The 17,110-nt window shown below is 39.5% G+C and carries 7 protein-coding genes; 6 read left to right on the top strand and 1 reads right to left on the bottom strand.

Annotated features, from left to right (window positions below; genetic code table 11):
* Positions 1-2,935: collagen-flanked surface repeat-containing protein (locus HMPREF1048_RS10620; RefSeq protein WP_000452738.1), on the top strand; the 2,935-nt coding region annotated here is incomplete at its 5' end.
* Between the two features lie 234 nt (positions 2,936-3,169).
* On the opposite strand, the gene HMPREF1048_RS10615 is transcribed toward HMPREF1048_RS10620, so the two are convergent.
* Positions 3,170-3,718, bottom strand: coding sequence for an NADPH-dependent FMN reductase (locus tag HMPREF1048_RS10615; RefSeq protein ID WP_000039600.1), 549 nt, complete (start codon positions 3,716-3,718; stop codon positions 3,170-3,172).
* A gap of 389 nt (positions 3,719-4,107) precedes the next feature.
* Here HMPREF1048_RS10615 and HMPREF1048_RS10610 point away from each other — a divergent pair, with 389 nt between their 5' ends.
* The 5 genes from HMPREF1048_RS10610 to HMPREF1048_RS12490 form a co-directional block, all read left to right on the top strand.
* Positions 4,108-5,304, top strand: coding sequence for an MFS transporter (locus HMPREF1048_RS10610; protein WP_000908492.1), 1,197 nt, complete (start codon positions 4,108-4,110; stop codon positions 5,302-5,304).
* Positions 5,305-5,488: 184 nt separating this feature from the next.
* On the top strand, positions 5,489-5,977 hold the full coding sequence (locus HMPREF1048_RS10605; protein WP_000747246.1) for a cell wall elongation regulator TseB-like domain-containing protein: 489 nt from the start codon (positions 5,489-5,491) through the stop codon (positions 5,975-5,977).
* Positions 5,974-7,152 carry a pyridoxal phosphate-dependent aminotransferase gene (locus tag HMPREF1048_RS10600; protein ID WP_000777772.1) on the top strand — a complete coding sequence of 393 codons (1,179 nt, stop codon included), beginning with the start codon at positions 5,974-5,976 and terminating at the stop codon, positions 7,150-7,152. The genes HMPREF1048_RS10605 and HMPREF1048_RS10600 overlap by 4 nt, the downstream gene beginning before the upstream one ends.
* A gap of 22 nt (positions 7,153-7,174) precedes the next feature.
* The gene (gene asnS / locus HMPREF1048_RS10595) at positions 7,175-8,518 is read left to right on the top strand and encodes an asparagine--tRNA ligase (RefSeq protein ID WP_000167145.1); all 1,344 of its coding nucleotides are present in this window, start codon (positions 7,175-7,177) and stop codon (positions 8,516-8,518) included.
* Positions 8,519-9,127: 609 nt separating this feature from the next.
* A partial coding sequence (locus HMPREF1048_RS12490) for a mucin-binding protein (protein ID WP_004249192.1) occupies positions 9,128-17,110 on the top strand: 7,983 nt, incomplete at its 3' end.

Genomic DNA, 17,110 nt, shown 5'->3' with positions numbered 1-17,110 from the left:
TGGTAAATCATTAATTACTGTAAAAGAAGGTAAAGAAACAAAAGTTTATCAAGAAGATCCAACTCATCCAGGACAACCATTGAACCCAGAAAAACCTCTTGCAGTCATTAAAGATGGTGTAGATGGAAAATCACCAACGGTAACAGCTATCCGTAAAGATGAGGAAGGGCATAAAGGAGTAGAGATTACTGTCGATAATCACGATGGTTCACAACCAACAAAAGTATTTGTTCAAGATGGAGAAAAAGGTGAAGCAGGAGTAGCAGGTCATGATGGACAAACTCCTACAGTAATAACTCAGCGTGGTGCAGATGGTCACAGTACTCTTGTAACCATTACAACACCAGGAAAAGAACCAGTAACATTCACAGTAAGAGATGGTTTAGATGGACATGATGGGCGTGCACCAAAAATCGATTTGAAACCATTTAATCACGGAATAGATTCATTTAGAAGAGCTAGAGTACCTAGAAGTAGTGGAAATAATCCTGAAGAGGGAACTGCTAATGAAATCAACCAACCAATTTCCAACGAACATCCTTCAACAGGAACACATGTTACAGCTTATTATGATAATAATGGCAATAATGTCTACGATCCAGGTGTTGATGATTTACTGAGTGAACGTGATGTTTTAGATGGAAATGATGGTGTTGATGGTAATCGTGGTAGAGACGGACGTAATGGTGCTGAACTTTTAAGTGGAAATATTGCACCAACTCCAAATGATGGTAAAAATGGTGATACTTATATCGATAGCAATACGGGTGATGTATATAAGAAAAACAATGGAACTTGGAATAAGACAGGTAATATAAGAGGACCACAAGGTGCTAAAGGAGACAGTCCAGAAGTTACAGCTAAGCCAGGTGCAGATGGACATAGTACTGACATTACAATTACAACACCAGGAAAAGATCCGATTACTGTTAATGTCAAAAATGGTAAAGATGGTAAATCATTAGTTGCTAAAAAAGAAGGTAATGAAACTAAGATTTTTGTAGAAGATCCGGCAAATCCAGGTCAACCATTAGATGATACAAAACCACTTGCAACAGTTCTTGATGGACTAAAAGGTGAAAAAGGTGATAATGGGGCAGATGGTAAATCACCAGTTGTTACTGTAACGGACAATGGAGATGGAACACACTCTATTACTGTTAGAAACCCTGATGGTTCTGAATCAACAACTAAAGTTAAAGATGGTAAAGACGGTAAAACTGCCAATATCACTACAACAGAAAATCCAGATGGAAGCCACACAATCACTGTAACAAATCCAGACGGAACAACTAAAGAAACTGTTGTTAAGAATGGTAAAGACGGTAAGACTCCAAAAGTTGAAGTAACTGATAACAACGATGGAACTCACACTGTTAAAGTTACAGATGGAGACGGCAATGTTACCAACACTATCATCAAAGATGGTAAAGATGGTAAAGCTGCAACAGCAACTACAACAGAAAACCTAGATGGAAGCCACACAGTAACAATCACTAACCCAGACGGAACTAAGAATGAGTTTGTTGTTAAGAATGGACGTGACGGTGTTGACGGACGTACTCCAACCGCATCTGTTCGTGATAATGGAGACGGAAGTCATACAATCGTTATTACAAATCCAGAAGGTGTGACAACTGAAACCACAGTTCATGATGGTAAATCACCAAAAGTTACGATAACTGATGAACAAAATGGAACTCATAAGATTTCAGTTTTAAATGGAGATGGAACAACTACTGAAACCATTGTTAAAGATGGTAAATCACCAGTAGCCACTGTTACTGATAACCATGATGGTACTTACACAATTCGTGTAGAAAACGGTAATGGTACTGTTTCTGAAACAACAGTTCGTGACGGTAAATCACCAACTGCTAAGGTTGTGGCTAACGGAGATGGCACTCACACGATCACAGTTGTGAACTCAGACGGTACAACTACAACAACTACAGTTCGTGATGGTAAAGCACCAAAACTTGAAGTGATTGATAACAACAATGGTTCACACACTATTAAGGTGACAGGAGCTGATGGTAAAGAAACGACAACTACAATCTTTGATGGTAAATCACCAAAAGCGAACATCGTTGATAACGGAGACGGAACTCACACATTGACAATCGTTGATTCTGATGGCCGTGAATACAAATCTATTATCAAAGATGGTAAAGACGGTAAAGATGGAGTTTCACCAACTGTAACTGTTAAAAATAATAACGATGGAACTCACATTGTTACAATCATTAATCCTGATGGAAGCAAAACAGAAATGGTGATTAAAGACGGTAAAGATGGTAAATCACCAAAAGTTTCTGTTGAAGATAATGGTGATGGTAGTCATACAATCACAATCATCAATTCTGACGGGACTGTGACAAAAACAGTTATTAAAGATGGCAAAGATGGTAAATGTGGATGCCAAGACAAACCAGTAACACCATCAAATGAAAAACCAGTTCCTCCAATACCAAATGTGCCAGAAGGACCAACATTTGCAATGCCAGAACCACCAGTTCATGAATTACCAGAATTCAACGGTGGAGTACCAGGTATGCCTGAAGTTGTTGAAGTACCAGAATTAGATATTCCAACAGTACCAGCACAACCAACACCAGAAGTACCGGTTAAACCTGTGCCAGTGCAGCCAACACCAAATGTACCGACACCAGAAGTGCCAGTACAACCAACTCCAGTTGTTCCAACACCAGAAGTACCGGTTAAACCAGTACCAGCGGTTCCAGAACAATCAGTAGTACCAACACCGGCTCAACCAGCAACTCCAGTAAATGCTAACCCAGTAGTACCAACTACAGTTAAAGAAAACCATGGGGACAAATTACCAGAAACTGGAAGCCAATCTGATTATATCTCTGTTCTTCTAGGTAGCGGTATTCTATTGAGTCTATATGTAGGTCGAAGAAAAGAAGATTAATCAGCCAAAAGCAGTCACTAATTTCTCGAAAGAAGATGATAAGTGATAGATCTCGGATGAAAGAATATTCTTAGAATGATTTTCCTATGATGGAAAAGACTGCTAAAAACCTTGAGTGGTAAGGCTCAAGGTTTTTTGGGATGGGTGATGTTTGTCTGAAAATCTTGATTGAGTCTAAAAATGCCACCCTATTAGGTGGCGATAATTGATTTAGACTTGAAAATTTTCTATTTTTTACTGAACTGCTGCAACCAAGTCTTGAGCTTGTTTCTCAAGTGAGTTTAGGACTGTTTCTTCAAGAACCAATTTTCCGTCTGCCCAAGCAGAGTCATTAACACGTGCAGCAGTGAAATCACCAACTACTTGTGTACGGATAAATGGCAAGAGGTCTTTGTAAATAGCGAAGAGTTGATCGTGACCGGCATTAGCTACAGATGATACGGTGACAAACTTGTCTTGAAGGGCAGAAGCGCCACGTGTATCAGACAAATCAAGGGCACGAGATAGCCAGTCAAGCAAGTTTTTCACTGTTCCAGGGATAGAGAAGTTGTAGACTGGCGAGAAGATCCAGATGGCATCCGCAGCGAGAACCGCTTCACGAGCAGCCGCTACAGCTGGATGAGTTGGAACTTCCAAATCTTGGCTGAAGAGAGGAATAGTTGAATAATCAAGATAGCTAACTTCCGCTATACCAGCAAGTGCTTTCTCAGCTTCGAGAGCCATTTGGTGGTTAAAAGAACCTTGACGTAGTGATCCGACGATAAATAATACTTTTTTAGACATGATGTGTCTCCTTTTTCTTAAATTTTCGAGAACTCTCTCGTTGTTATAAAATATATTACAACAAAGCAAAAGGACTTGCAAGAAATTTGCTCAAAGATAATTAAAACTATAAAATTGTAGAAATTCTAGTCACTTGCTACTGGAATGCATTTGATTTTCGAAGAGTATTCTAACATTCTCTTGTAATATGATGACATAAGTGCTAAAATAAATAAGAAAACTCGCAATAGAAACCGCATAACAGCTATTTTCCGGTATCACTTCATAAATCATTAAAGGAACAATAATGGCATTGAAGAATGCTTCTAAAAAGGGGTGGAGATCATGTAAAGCACAGATTAACAAGTGACGGACAAAAGAAATAATAATACACTTGTTAAGGAGAAAAGATGTTAATAAGAAATTATCGGAAAAATATTGGCCTGATGGCCGGAGTTGAGTTTTTTGCATTTTTAGGGATTACCAGTTTTTGGATTCTCTTTCTCAGTCAAAACGGCATGTCTCTTTGGCAGATTGGACTTCTGGAGAGTATCTTTCATGCGACCAGTCTTCTCTGTGAAATTCCATCTGGTATGTTAGCTGACCGCTATTCCTATAAGACCAACCTTTATTTAAGTCGTATAGCAGGGATTGTGTCTTCTATTCTTATGTTGGCTGGGCAGGGAAATTTTTGGATTTATGCCTTAGCGATGGCGGTAAGTGCCTTGTCTTATAATTTTGATTCAGGCACAAGCGCAGCAATGGTCTATGACTCGGCTGTAGAGGCTGGACTAAAGGAGCGTTACTTATCTATTTCAAGTTTTATGTCAGGAGTAGCAGAAGGAACTCGGTCTTTGGGGACAGTGTTGGCGGGATTTTTTGTCCATGGTCAATTGCACCTGACCTACTATATCATGATTGCGACTTCTATCATAGTTATTTTCCTGATTTGGATGCTGAAAGAACCCAGTGTCAAGCTAGAAAAAGCTGATAGTGTGACCATGAAACAGATTATTTGGACTGTTAAGGATGAGTTGAAGCGAAATCCCATGCTATTCAACTGGATGATTTTGTCTCAGATTGTCGGAACACTCATGTGCATGTTTTACTTTTACTATCAAAATCAGTTACCAGATTTAAGTGGTTGGCAAATTTCAGCAGTTATGCTACTTGGTAGTCTCTTGAATATCGTCGCAGTCTATTTAGCGAGTAAGATTGGAAAGAAATATGCCGCCTTGAAGCTTTTCCCTGTCCTTGTCCTGCTGACTGGAGTTACCTACCTGCTGTCCTACTTTGGGACACCTCTAATCTATATTTTGATTTATTTGATTAGTAATGCTCTATATGCTCTTTTTCAGCCGATTTTTGACAATGATTTGCAAGAGCGGCTCCCAAGTGAAGTAAGGGCAACCATGCTGAGTGTCTACTCTATGATGTTTAGCTTGAGTATGATTGTGTTTTTCCCACTGACAGGCTGGTTGATTGATCATTTAGGCTTTGTAGTAACATTTCTTTATCTAGGATTATTTTTAGTCATGATTAGCCTTCTACTGCCTGTATTTTTAGGAAAAATGGCTAAAAGAATAGATGATAAAATGATTCCATAGATCAAAAAAATTACGAAAACTTGAGTGTCAAGCTCAGGTTTTTTAATATCTTGATTTCGCTGTATCTTTACTTTTCTTGCTCGGTTTTAAACAAGAAAAATCTGTTTTGTTTTAAGGAAGAAATAATATAGGTTTGTTCTTGCATTCACTTGTAATAAAGCTTAATAGATGGTAAAATAGACGAGTGAAAAAAAGACAAAACAAAGCAAAAAATAATCTACTGTGGCAGTATGGTCTAGGGATGACGATTTTGTTTGTGGTTATCAGTGCTTCCTTTCTGTATCTAGTGTTTCTGAGTATGAAACCTTATCAAACAGCTAAAAGTGAAGGAGAAAAATTAGCTCAGCAGTATGCAGGATTAGAGCAGACTGATCAGGTTGACTTATACAATGGCTTAGAATCCTATTACAGCGTTCTTGGTCGTAATAAAAAACAAGAATCACTTGCTGTCCTGATTGGAAAAGATGACCATAAGATTTACGTTTATCAGCTAAATCAGGGTGTTTCACAAGAAAAAGCAGAAGCTGTTTCTAAGGAAAAAGGAGCTGGCGAGATTGACAAGATTACCTTTGGCCGTTATCAAGATAAGCCAATTTGGGAAGTTAAGTCAGGCTCTGATTTTTATCTAGTAGATTTTGAAACAGGAGCATTGGTCAATAAGGAGGGCCTATGAAACTATCCAACCGTGTTTTAGAAATGGAAGAAAGTGTGACCTTGGCTGCTGGAGCCCGTGCCAAAGCGCTGAAGGCTGAGGGAAGAGATATCCTGTCTCTAACCTTGGGTGAGCCAGATTTCACTACTCCCAAAAATATCCAAGATGCCGCCATTGCATCGATTCGAGATGGGCGTGCTTCTTTTTATACAGTGACCTCAGGTCTGCCAGAGCTAAAGGCAGCGGTCAATAGCTACTTTGAGCGCTTTTACGGCTATTCTGTGGCGCCAAATCAAGTGACAGTCGCTGCAGGAGCCAAATATTCTCTCTATACCTTCTTTATGGCAGTGGTCAATCCAGGTGATGAAGTCATCATCCCAACCCCATACTGGGTTAGCTATGGAGATCAGGTCAAGATGGCTGAAGGGATTCCTGTCTTTGTTCCTGCTAAGGAAGACAATCATTTTAAGGTGACTGTAGAGCAGTTAGAAGCGGCTCGCACTGACAAGACCAAGGTTTTGGTGCTGAATTCACCATCTAATCCGACAGGTATGATTTACACCCGTGAGGAACTCTTGGCAATCGGAAACTGGGCTGTAGAAAATGACATTCTCATCCTAGCAGACGATATTTATGGTCGCTTGGTCTATAATGGTCATGAGTTCACACCGATTTCTAGCCTATCAGAAGCGATTCGCAAGCAAACAGTGGTCATCAATGGTGTGTCTAAAACCTATGCTATGACAGGTTGGCGGATTGGCTATGCCGTCGGTCAAGCAGACATTATCGCTGCCATGTCTAAGATTGCAGGTCAAACAACCTCCAATCCGTCAGCAGTAGCTCAGTATGCAGCAGTTGAGGCTCTATCAGGTGAGCAAGATACTGTAGAAAACATGCGTCAGGCTTTTGAGGAACGACTAAACACCATCTATCCCCTTCTTGCTGAGGTGCCTGGATTTGAAGTGGTCAAACCGCAAGGGGCCTTCTATCTTTTCCCAAATGTCAAAAAGGCCATGGAGATGAAAGGCTATACGGATGTGACAGACTTTACAACTGCTATCCTAGAAGAAGCTGAAGTTGCCTTGGTAACAGGAGCAGGATTCGGAGCACCAGAAAATGTACGCCTCAGCTATGCGACAGACCTAGACACGCTTAAAGAAGCAGTTAAACGCTTGAAAGCATTTATGGAAAAATAAAAGAAAAAGAAAAGGAAAAATAATGACAAAACGTGTAACGATTATCGATGTAAAAGACTATGTTGGTCAAGAAGTGACGATTGGTGCTTGGGTTGCCAACAAATCTGGAAAAGGAAAAATCGCCTTCTTGCAATTGCGTGATGGAACAGCCTTCTTCCAAGGTGTGGCCTTTAAACCAAACTTTGTCGAAAAATTTGGTGAAGAAGTGGGGCTTGAGAAGTTTGATGTCATCAAACGCTTGAGCCAAGAAACTTCTGTTTATGTGACAGGTATTATTAAAGAAGACGAACGTTCTAAGTTTGGCTATGAGTTGGACATTACAGACATCGAAGTGATCGGTGAATCTCAAGACTACCCAATCACACCAAAAGAACACGGAACAGACTTCTTGATGGACAACCGTCACTTGTGGCTCCGTTCTCGTAAGCAAGTAGCGGTGATGCAAATTCGTAACGCTATCATCTACGCAACTTATGAGTTCTTCGACAAGAACGGTTTCATGAAGTTTGATAGCCCAATCCTTTCAGGAAACGCGGCAGAAGATTCAACAGAACTCTTTGAAACAGACTACTTCGGAACGCCAGCCTACTTGAGCCAATCAGGTCAGCTTTACCTAGAAGCAGGTGCGATGGCTCTTGGTCGTGTCTTTGACTTTGGTCCAGTATTCCGTGCTGAAAAATCAAAAACGCGCCGTCACTTGACTGAGTTCTGGATGATGGACGCAGAGTACTCATACTTGACACATGATGAGTCACTTGACTTGCAAGAGGCTTATGTAAAAGCTCTTCTTCAAGGTGTTCTTGACCGTGCGCCTCAAGCCTTGGAAACATTGGAACGTGATACAGAACTCTTGAAACGCTACATTGCAGAGCCATTCAAACGTATCACTTACGATCAAGCCATTGACCTCTTGCAAGAGCATGAAAATGATGAAGATGCTGACTATGAGCATCTTGAGCATGGTGATGACTTTGGTTCGCCACACGAAACGTGGATCTCAAACCACTTTGGTGTGCCAACATTTGTCATGAACTATCCAGCAGCCATCAAGGCCTTCTACATGAAACCAGTTCCTGGGAATCCAGAGCGCGTGCTTTGTGCAGACTTGCTTGCTCCAGAAGGTTACGGAGAAATCATCGGTGGTTCTATGCGTGAGGAAGACTACGATGCTCTTGTAGCTAAGATGGATGAACTTGGCATGGACCGTACAGAGTATGAATTCTACCTTGACCTTCGTAAATACGGTACAGTTCCACACGGTGGATTTGGTATCGGTATCGAGCGTATGGTAACCTTCGCAGCAGGAACAAAACACATCCGTGAAGCTATCCCATTCCCACGTATGTTGCATCGTATCAAACCATAAGAATAGGAAAACGCCCATGTGGCGTTTTTTTCTATAGAAAGCTCTGGAAACGAAAGGAAATATTATTAGGTATAGTGGATTGAAATAAGACATGAACAGAGAGCTTAGGAAAGTCAAATTAATTTCTAGAAATGTTTTAGAATCCGTAGCGCACTATTTTAGGTTCAATCCACTATATTCAAAATCTTGATAATATGCGCTTTTCGTGAAAATATTTACTTCCTTTTCTTATAAAATTGAATTTGTGCTAGAAACATACTACCAGTTGTTCAGAATAGAGTTTCGTATCCTAGTACATTGACCTTATTGTTTAAAAACCGAAAAGTCTCAGACTTAATTCTAGCATAATTCGTCGTCTGAGAGTAACTTCCAGTTTTGGGAGAGAGATGGAAGTTACTTTGAGAAGTTACGAAATATATATAGGCATTAAACTTGAATTAATAATAGTGGCATGATACAATATTAAGTGATATTGATAATTATTGGGCAACCTTTTTTAAAATGATAACCTCTTAATATTACTAAAAAATTCGAGGGGGGGGGCTTTTTATTTGTCTGTATATTTCAATTCAATATTAAAAAACATGCATAAAGGAGGTTCTAAGTCTAATGAAGGGCAAACAACAAGATTTTAGAACAGAAAAGTATATACGTTACGGTATTCGTAAGTATAGTTTTGGTGCGGCATCGGTAGCGATTGCGGCTGGTTTGATGTTTTTGGGAAATGGAGCGGTTTCAGCGACTGAACAAAATCCAGTTTCAGATTCCAAAGAAAATATTCAAAAAGTAGAAAATCCTTCCCCAGAATTAGGAGGAAGTAATATCCAGTTGGCTGAAAAGACAACTGAAACACCTAAGAAAGAAGAAGTTAAAGTAAATAAGTCGCTTCTTGAGACTAGTATTTCAAATTTAGAGACTGCATTATCAAATGCTAAGTATGCGGATGCCTCAGTTGTAGCCAATGTTCGTGAAGCTTTAGCTACTGCGAAAGCTGTTTTGGCAAATGAAACTGCCAAGCAAGAAGAGGTAAATATTCAAAAAGATATTCTTGCTTCATTGAAAACAGTTGTAACTGAATCAAATAAACTTGGATTAGAGAAAGAACAGGCTGATAAAGATAAGGTAGCAAAAGAAGAAGCAGAAAGAAACGCTACACCAACAGAAAAAGCTCTTTCAGAAGCTAAATCAGAACTCGATAAAGTTTCATCAGAAGCAGATGTAACCAATACACTTGCGGTTACAGAACTCCGTAAGAAGGAAGTAGCAGAAGAGAATCGAGCAGCAATTGAAGCGGCGGTAGCCAAGAACCAAGCTATACTTAACGAATCAAAAGTACTTTTAGCTGATAAGAGTGTCACAAAGGAACAAGTGGATGCTCAACTTTCACGCTTGAATGAGTCTATCCTTGCGGTTTATAGTGAACTGAAAAAAGCAGGAATTGGTCGTGATGGGAAATTTGCTGTAGCGTTGGCAGCACAAGATTTTTATGCTGAAAGATCTACAAGTACTACTCATGCTTCAGAAATAAATGCAACAATCCATACAGGATCAGATACATATACAATTCCACACCAAGAAATTACACTAACCAAAGGGGCTGGAACTGATACTTCAGGCCTAGAAGTAGTTGTGTATTCTAACCAACGTGATGGTGATGAAACAAATGCAGGAAATGGGATGCATACTGAACAAGGTGGGACAAGAGGGCATAACAATACAGGTCGTGTTGACTATCCTTTAACACCTGAGGCGGCTAAGAAATTAGCTGAAGAAGCTCCACTTTGGAGAAATAAACTTCGTGCTGATGGTTCAAATATCTCAAATGCAGCAACTGCAATTTATTCAGCTAACGGTGGGTATGAATACCTAGCTACTGAAATTTACAGATATGGATATGAACAAGGAATTGATCGCGTATATATTAAAGGATTAAAAGATCGTATTGCTGTTACAGAGGCTGCTAAGCAAGCTGGATGGAGTCTTACTTCTGTAACACCAACCAACCTTGTTCCTGGTTTAGCATATGATGAGGCTACAGATACTATTCAAGGGGTGGTCTCTGCCAATATTGAAAACGGGGTATATGATTTACGTTTTGATGTAACTGCAACCCATACTGACGGTCGTTCAGTAACTTTTCGACTTCAGAATTTACGTGCTGGTTGGGTAGGATGGCAAGATACCACGCCTCCTAAAATAAAATCCGATTCTGCAACATACAAACGTACAGTAGGTGATGATGCCAATATCAATATTCGATTTAATGATGCTTCGGGAGCTGGTGTTATACCAGGAAATAACGCTGGAAACTATAGTTATACAACTGCTGAAGAAAAAGTAATTACAGTACGTAAAAATTTTTCACGCAGTGTAACAGGAATTTCAGGATACAATACTACAGGAACTGCATTAGATGATTCAAAAGTATTAATTCCAGGTACTAGCTACACAGTTTCAAATAGTACTTCCGAAGAGCAAGCTGCCAATCAAACAAATATGGGTAAAGGAGTTATTGGTGGCAAGCTTACTGAGGCAGGGATATATACAGTCTCTGTATTTGCTAAAGATTACGATAAACTGGCTAATAATAATGTTTGGAACCAATCAGGTCAAGAGGCACATGCTTCTCTCACAGTTGTGGTGAAACCCAAAGTTGAGGTTCAAAACGTTGAAACTTACTCAACTTCAGTACCAGTTAAAATATCTAAGGGTGCAACAAGTGCGAAAGTAACGATGCCAGATGGAACTGTAACAAATCTAAAAGCGGTTAACGGTAAGTGGCTTGTAGATAGTGGCTCAACCAATACAGCTGTTACTGAAAATCAAGAACTAGGTGCCGTAGATTCTAGTACAGTCTTTAACATTCCCGTCACATCAGAAGCGACAGCAAAAGTTGGTGTGGATAACATTACTGTTGAAGCATCGTCTGAAAACGTTAAGGGAACTTTCTTACGTGAACAAGTTGAATTAACTGGAACTGACGGTCAAAAACACATCGCAAAATTAAATAGTACATCTGGTCATTGGGAACTTCCAGCTGATTATGCTGAAGTAAAGACACCAAATGGTGATGGAACTACAACGTGGACAAAACGCGAAGTGTATACTGAAGCGCAACAAGATGGAGCAATGAAATTCTACATCTATGAGTATACTCGTCAGCTAGATATAAATGGTAAAGTAACAAGTGTTGATACACCAACTCGCCCACTCACTGTATATGCTTCTCATAATACTAGTCAAGCAGGTGATGGAATGTCAGTAACAATCACTTATGATAAACATTCCAATACCTGGTCTTCATCAGATGGTACAGAAGTGACTGCTACCAAATTGGGTGACAATTCTTGGGAAGTGCTTACTAAATCAGGATTTGGTGGTGTTATTAGCGGTACGATTGCAACAAATTCGGATGTTGCAACTGTAGTTAATACAAAACCAATAGCAAGCTCTAAAGATTATACTTCTACTAAAGGAACTGCGGTAGATCTCCGTAATGAAGCAAAAGCTGCAGTGACAATTTCTGATACAGAAGATACTAAGTACGGAAAAACAACTTACATTACTCGTATTACAGTAACATCTCCTTCAGGAGTTCAGAAGGTTTATGACACTAAACAAGATGCAAACAACTACAATCTTGCTAGTGGTTATACACTGAATGAAGTGGGAGTCTATACAGTAACAGTTGATGTTATTGATAGTAATGGTAATTACACAACAGATGCTACAATAGGTGGAACTGAATCTGGTGTGGATCATGGGGCTGGCTCATCAACAGCTACAACTACTTACCACATTACAGTAACAGACACAATTGAAGGTCACGATGCTACATCATCTGATATCCAAGGAGCTACTCAAACGGGAACACCAACCTTTACTTCTGTAGGTGACGGTTCAACTATTTCACCAAGTGCAACATCACCAGCTAAGTTGGTTGCAACTGACGGTAGTCTAGTTGAGACTTTAACAGTTGCAAATGAGGGAACTTATACAATTGACCCAACAACAGGTGTTGTAACCTTTAAACCACTTGCAACATTCACAGGGACAGCTACTCCAGTAACTGTCAAACTAACTGCAATTCTAGGTACAGATACTAACAATGCTAATATTACTGCAACTGCAACAGCTACTTACACACCAACAGTAGTTCCAGTAAAACCAACCGCAGTAGCGTCTCAAACAACTGGACCTCAAGGGAAAGTACAAACTTCTGCTATTAAGTTTGACGTAGCAGACACAGATGATACAACTGTAAACTTTGCTAAAGGAACAGTTGCTATTGATGCAAATACAACAAAATCTGTTGATCTTAATACAGCATCAGTAACTCTTCTTAATGCAGACGGTGTTGCTGTAACATCTGTAACAGTTGCAAATGAGGGAACTTATACACTGGATACAGCGACAAATGTTATTACTTTCCAACCAGTCGCAACATTCACAGGAACTGTTACAAAACCAGTTAGTGTACGTATTGCAGATGCAAATGGTACTACTGTAACGACTACTTACACACCAACTGTAACAGATGTCACTATGACAGCTGAAAATGCAACATCTACAGACGTTCAAGGCAAAACACAAACTGGAACACCAGAATTTGAAACATCAGATTCATCAGTAACAATTGCGAAACGTCAGTTGCTTGATCCCACAACTCTACAACCAACTACTAGTGTTACAATCGCAAATGAAGGAACATACACAATTGATCCAACAACAGGTGTTGTAACCTTCGTACCAGTTCCAACATTTACTGGAGAAGGGACAGGAGTAACTGTTCAAGCAACAGATTCAAATGGTGAGACAGCAACAGCTACTTATAAACCAACTGTAACACCAATCACGATTACTGGTGAAAATGTAACATCTAAGAATATCCAAGGTGAACAGCAGTCAGAAACACCACTATTCTCATCATCAGATGATAGTGCTCCAGTGTCAAATTACAAACTTGTAGATCCAACTACTGGAAATCCAACGACTGCAACTTCAGTGACTGTTGAAAATGTTGGAACATATACAATTGATTCAACAACAGGCAAAGTAACATTCAAACCAGTTGCAACTTATACAGGAACACCAGCATTAGTAACAGTTCAAGCATCAGCAACTATTACTAATGAAAAAGGTGAATCAACAGAAATCACTGGTACAGCTACTTATACTCCAACAGTAGTTCCTGTAGTCCCAACAGCTAAAGAATCAGCGACAGCTGGTAAGCAAGGTCAAGCGCAAACATCACAAATTATTTTTGATACTCCTGATACAGATGCGACAACTTTGAACTTCGCCAAAGGAGAAACATCTGAAGTATTAGGTGAAGATGGTCAACCAAAATCAGTAGCTCTTGATAAGAGTGCTTTGACACTTCTTGATGCGAACGGTAATGCTGTAACTACAGTTACGGTTGATGGTGAAGGGACTTACACTCTTGATAAAACAACTAATGTCATTACATTCCAACCAACTGAAGAATTTACAGGCAAAGCTACACCAGTACGTGTACAAATTGCAGATATCAACGGTACTACTGTAACAACTAATTACACTCCAACTGTTGTTGCTGAAGATGGAACAGTCATTGTTGAGTATAAGGATGAAGAAGGTAACGTTATCTCTCCTTCAACAACTCCAGTAAATAACGAAAAAGTGACGACTCCGTTTACAACTGAACCAAAAGAAATTCCTGGTTATACTCTTGTTAAAGTGGAAACAACAAACGGTCAGGTTGATGAAGGTACTAAGAAGATTTCAGGTAAGGTTACAAATGAGCAAACTACTGTGACATATACTTATAGAAAGAATGTTCAAACAGCAACTATTTCTTACTATGATGTGACAACTGGTGCAGAAGTTGCTATAGATTCAGCTAAAATTCCAGAAGCAGCTGTTGAGACAGTAGAGGGTGTTTATAAAGGAACTATCGACTTTGTTAATCGTGAAAAAGCAATTGCAGCTCTTGAAAAAGCTGGCTATACGTTAGTAGAAGATGGTTTCATTGTAGCAACGACAGCTGATAAGCTTTTTGATAACGACACAGCTGTGAATCAAAACTTTACGGTAATAGTTAAACAACGTGTAGAACCCGTGACTCCAAATGATGAGAAACCTGTTCCAGGACAACCCGTGAATCCAGAAAATCCAAACTCACCTGTATGGCCAAGTACTGCAGAAAATCTTGAGTTAACTAAGACAGTTACTCGTACAATCAAGTACCGCTACAACGATGAGAATGGTAAAGAAGTAACAGCTGATAAAGTTCAAACAGTAACCTTCACACGTAGCGCAAGCATTAACTTGGTAACAGGAAATGTGGAATACACTGACTGGTCAGCAGCACAAACGCTTGAGGCAGTAGTTTCTCCAGAAGTAGCTAATTATACTTATGATAAGAAAACTGTTACAAGTCTTGAGGTAACAAATGAGTCAACTGATAGTACAGTGTACGTTATCTATACACCAGTAGCACCAACTACAACACCTGCTACATCAACTGATATCCAAGGTAAGACACAGACAGGTACTCCAACATATAAACATGCTGATGGAACTGAGTTGAAACCAACAACAGATAATCCAGCTAAGTTCGTTGGAACTGAGGAAACAACTATCCCAGCGACTAAGGATGGTAAGACAGTTGGTACATATACAATCGATCCAACTGGTACAGTAACCTTCACGCCAAATAAAGACTTCGTTGGCACACCAGATTCAGCTAAAGTAGTTGTAACAGATCCTACAAATGGTACAACTGTTGAGTCAAGTTACACTCCAACTGTAACCCCAGTTAGACCAACAGGTGTGGATACAAGTTCTACAGGTCCTAAGAACACTCCTCAATCTGGTACACCAACATTTGTACCTGGTCATAAAGATGTACCAATGGACAATACTGTTCCTGCTACATTTGAAGATGGTACAACAAGTAGAACAGTTCCAAACGAAGGAACGTATACTGTTGATGCAACAGGTAAGGTAACCTTCACACCAAATAAAGATTTCGTTGGAACTGCAACAGGAGTAACTATTGTACGTAAGGATACTAATGGCACTGTAGCGAAAGCTAAGTATACACCAACTGTTTATACAGTGAAGTCTGATACACAAGTTGCAACTGTAACTTACAAAGATACTAACGGAACAATTCTTGGTGAAGTGGATATCCTTCAAGGTGATTCTGGTTCTGAAATGAACTACTCAACTGTAGAACGTATCAACGCACTGAAAAAACTTGGCTACGAACTTGTGGCTGATGAGTTTACAAAAACTGATGGCAGCAAGCAATCATTTGATAATGATACAAAAGCTATTCAAAAATTTGTTGTTACTGTTCAACCACGCCTTGTTCCAGTTATTCCAAGTGATGTGACGCCAGTTCCAGGTCAACCAATTGATCCAGAGGATCCAAATTCACCAGTATGGCCTGAAAGCGTTAAGGAATTGACAACTTCAGAAGAAGTAACTCGTACAATTACTTATGTTGATGGAGATGGTAAAGAGGTTACTACTTCTGTGACTTCATCAGTTAAATTTACTCGTGATGCTAAGGTAAACTTGGTGACAGGTGAAGTTACTTACGGCGAATGGAAAGAAGCTACAACTGATGTTCTTTCTGGTAATAAACTTCCATTTGTTAAAGGTTATATTGCAGTAAGTGGAGATATTGAGGCATCTACCAAGGATCAAACTGTTAAGGCTGAAGACAAAGATATCATTCAAAAAGTTGTCTATAAGAAACTTGGAGCCTGGATTCCAAACGTGCCAGGACAAACAAATCCTCCACGTATTGATTATCCAAATGATCCAAACGGTGATCCAACTAAACCGGGTGTACCAACAGAAGATATTGTAATTCCTTATGTTCCAGGTTACATTCCAAGAGATAAAGATGGAAATCCGTTGAAACCAGTTGATCCAGAAGATCCAACTAAAGGTTATGTGCCACCAACATTACCAACTGATCCTAGTCAAGATACACCAATCAACTATACGAAGATTACAACGTCTTATGTGACAGTTGATCCAAATGGTAAAGAAGTATCTATTCCAAATTATCCAAGAGAAGATGGCGAACAACCTAAGAAAGATATCCCAGGTTACCGCTTCGTAGAAACGAAGAAACTGCCAAATGGAGATACAGAACACGTCTACGAAAAAGTAAGTACATTCTTCAAAGATAAAGAAGGCAATGAGATTCCGAACTATCCAAGTGAGCCAGGCACAGTAGATAAGAAAGACATTCCAGAGTACAGATTCGTAGAAACGAAGAAACTGCCAAATGGAGATGTAGAGCATGTTTACGAAAAAGTGAATACATTCTTCAAAGATAAAGAAGGTAATGAGATTCCGAAATATCCAAGTGAGCCGGGCACAGTAGATAAGAAAGATATTCCAGAGTACAGATTCGTAGAAACGAAGAAGCTGCCAAACGGAGATACAGAACACATCTACGAAAAAGTAAATACATTCTTCAAAGATAAAGAAGGAAACGAGATTCCGAAATATCCAAGTGAACCAGGAACAGTAGATAAGAAAGATATCCCAGAATACAGATTCGTAGAAACGAAGAAGCTGCCAAAC

Source organism: Streptococcus mitis SK575, from assembly GCF_000257865.1.
GTDB classification, from domain to species: Bacteria; Bacillota; Bacilli; order Lactobacillales; family Streptococcaceae; genus Streptococcus; species Streptococcus mitis_CQ.
This window is presented reverse-complemented; position numbering and strand designations above follow the sequence as displayed.

What these genes read in the sequence shown, in the direction of transcription:
- HMPREF1048_RS10615 (WP_000039600.1), bottom strand. Translation starts at nt 3,718, where the DNA reads ATGTCTAAAAAAGTATTATTTATCGTCGGATCACTACGTCAAGGTTCT.
- HMPREF1048_RS10610 (WP_000908492.1), top strand. Translation starts at nt 4,108, where the DNA reads ATGTTAATAAGAAATTATCGGAAAAATATTGGCCTGATGGCCGGAGTT.
- HMPREF1048_RS10600 (WP_000777772.1), top strand. Translation starts at nt 5,974, where the DNA reads ATGAAACTATCCAACCGTGTTTTAGAAATGGAAGAAAGTGTGACCTTG.
- asnS (WP_000167145.1), top strand. Translation starts at nt 7,175, where the DNA reads ATGACAAAACGTGTAACGATTATCGATGTAAAAGACTATGTTGGTCAA.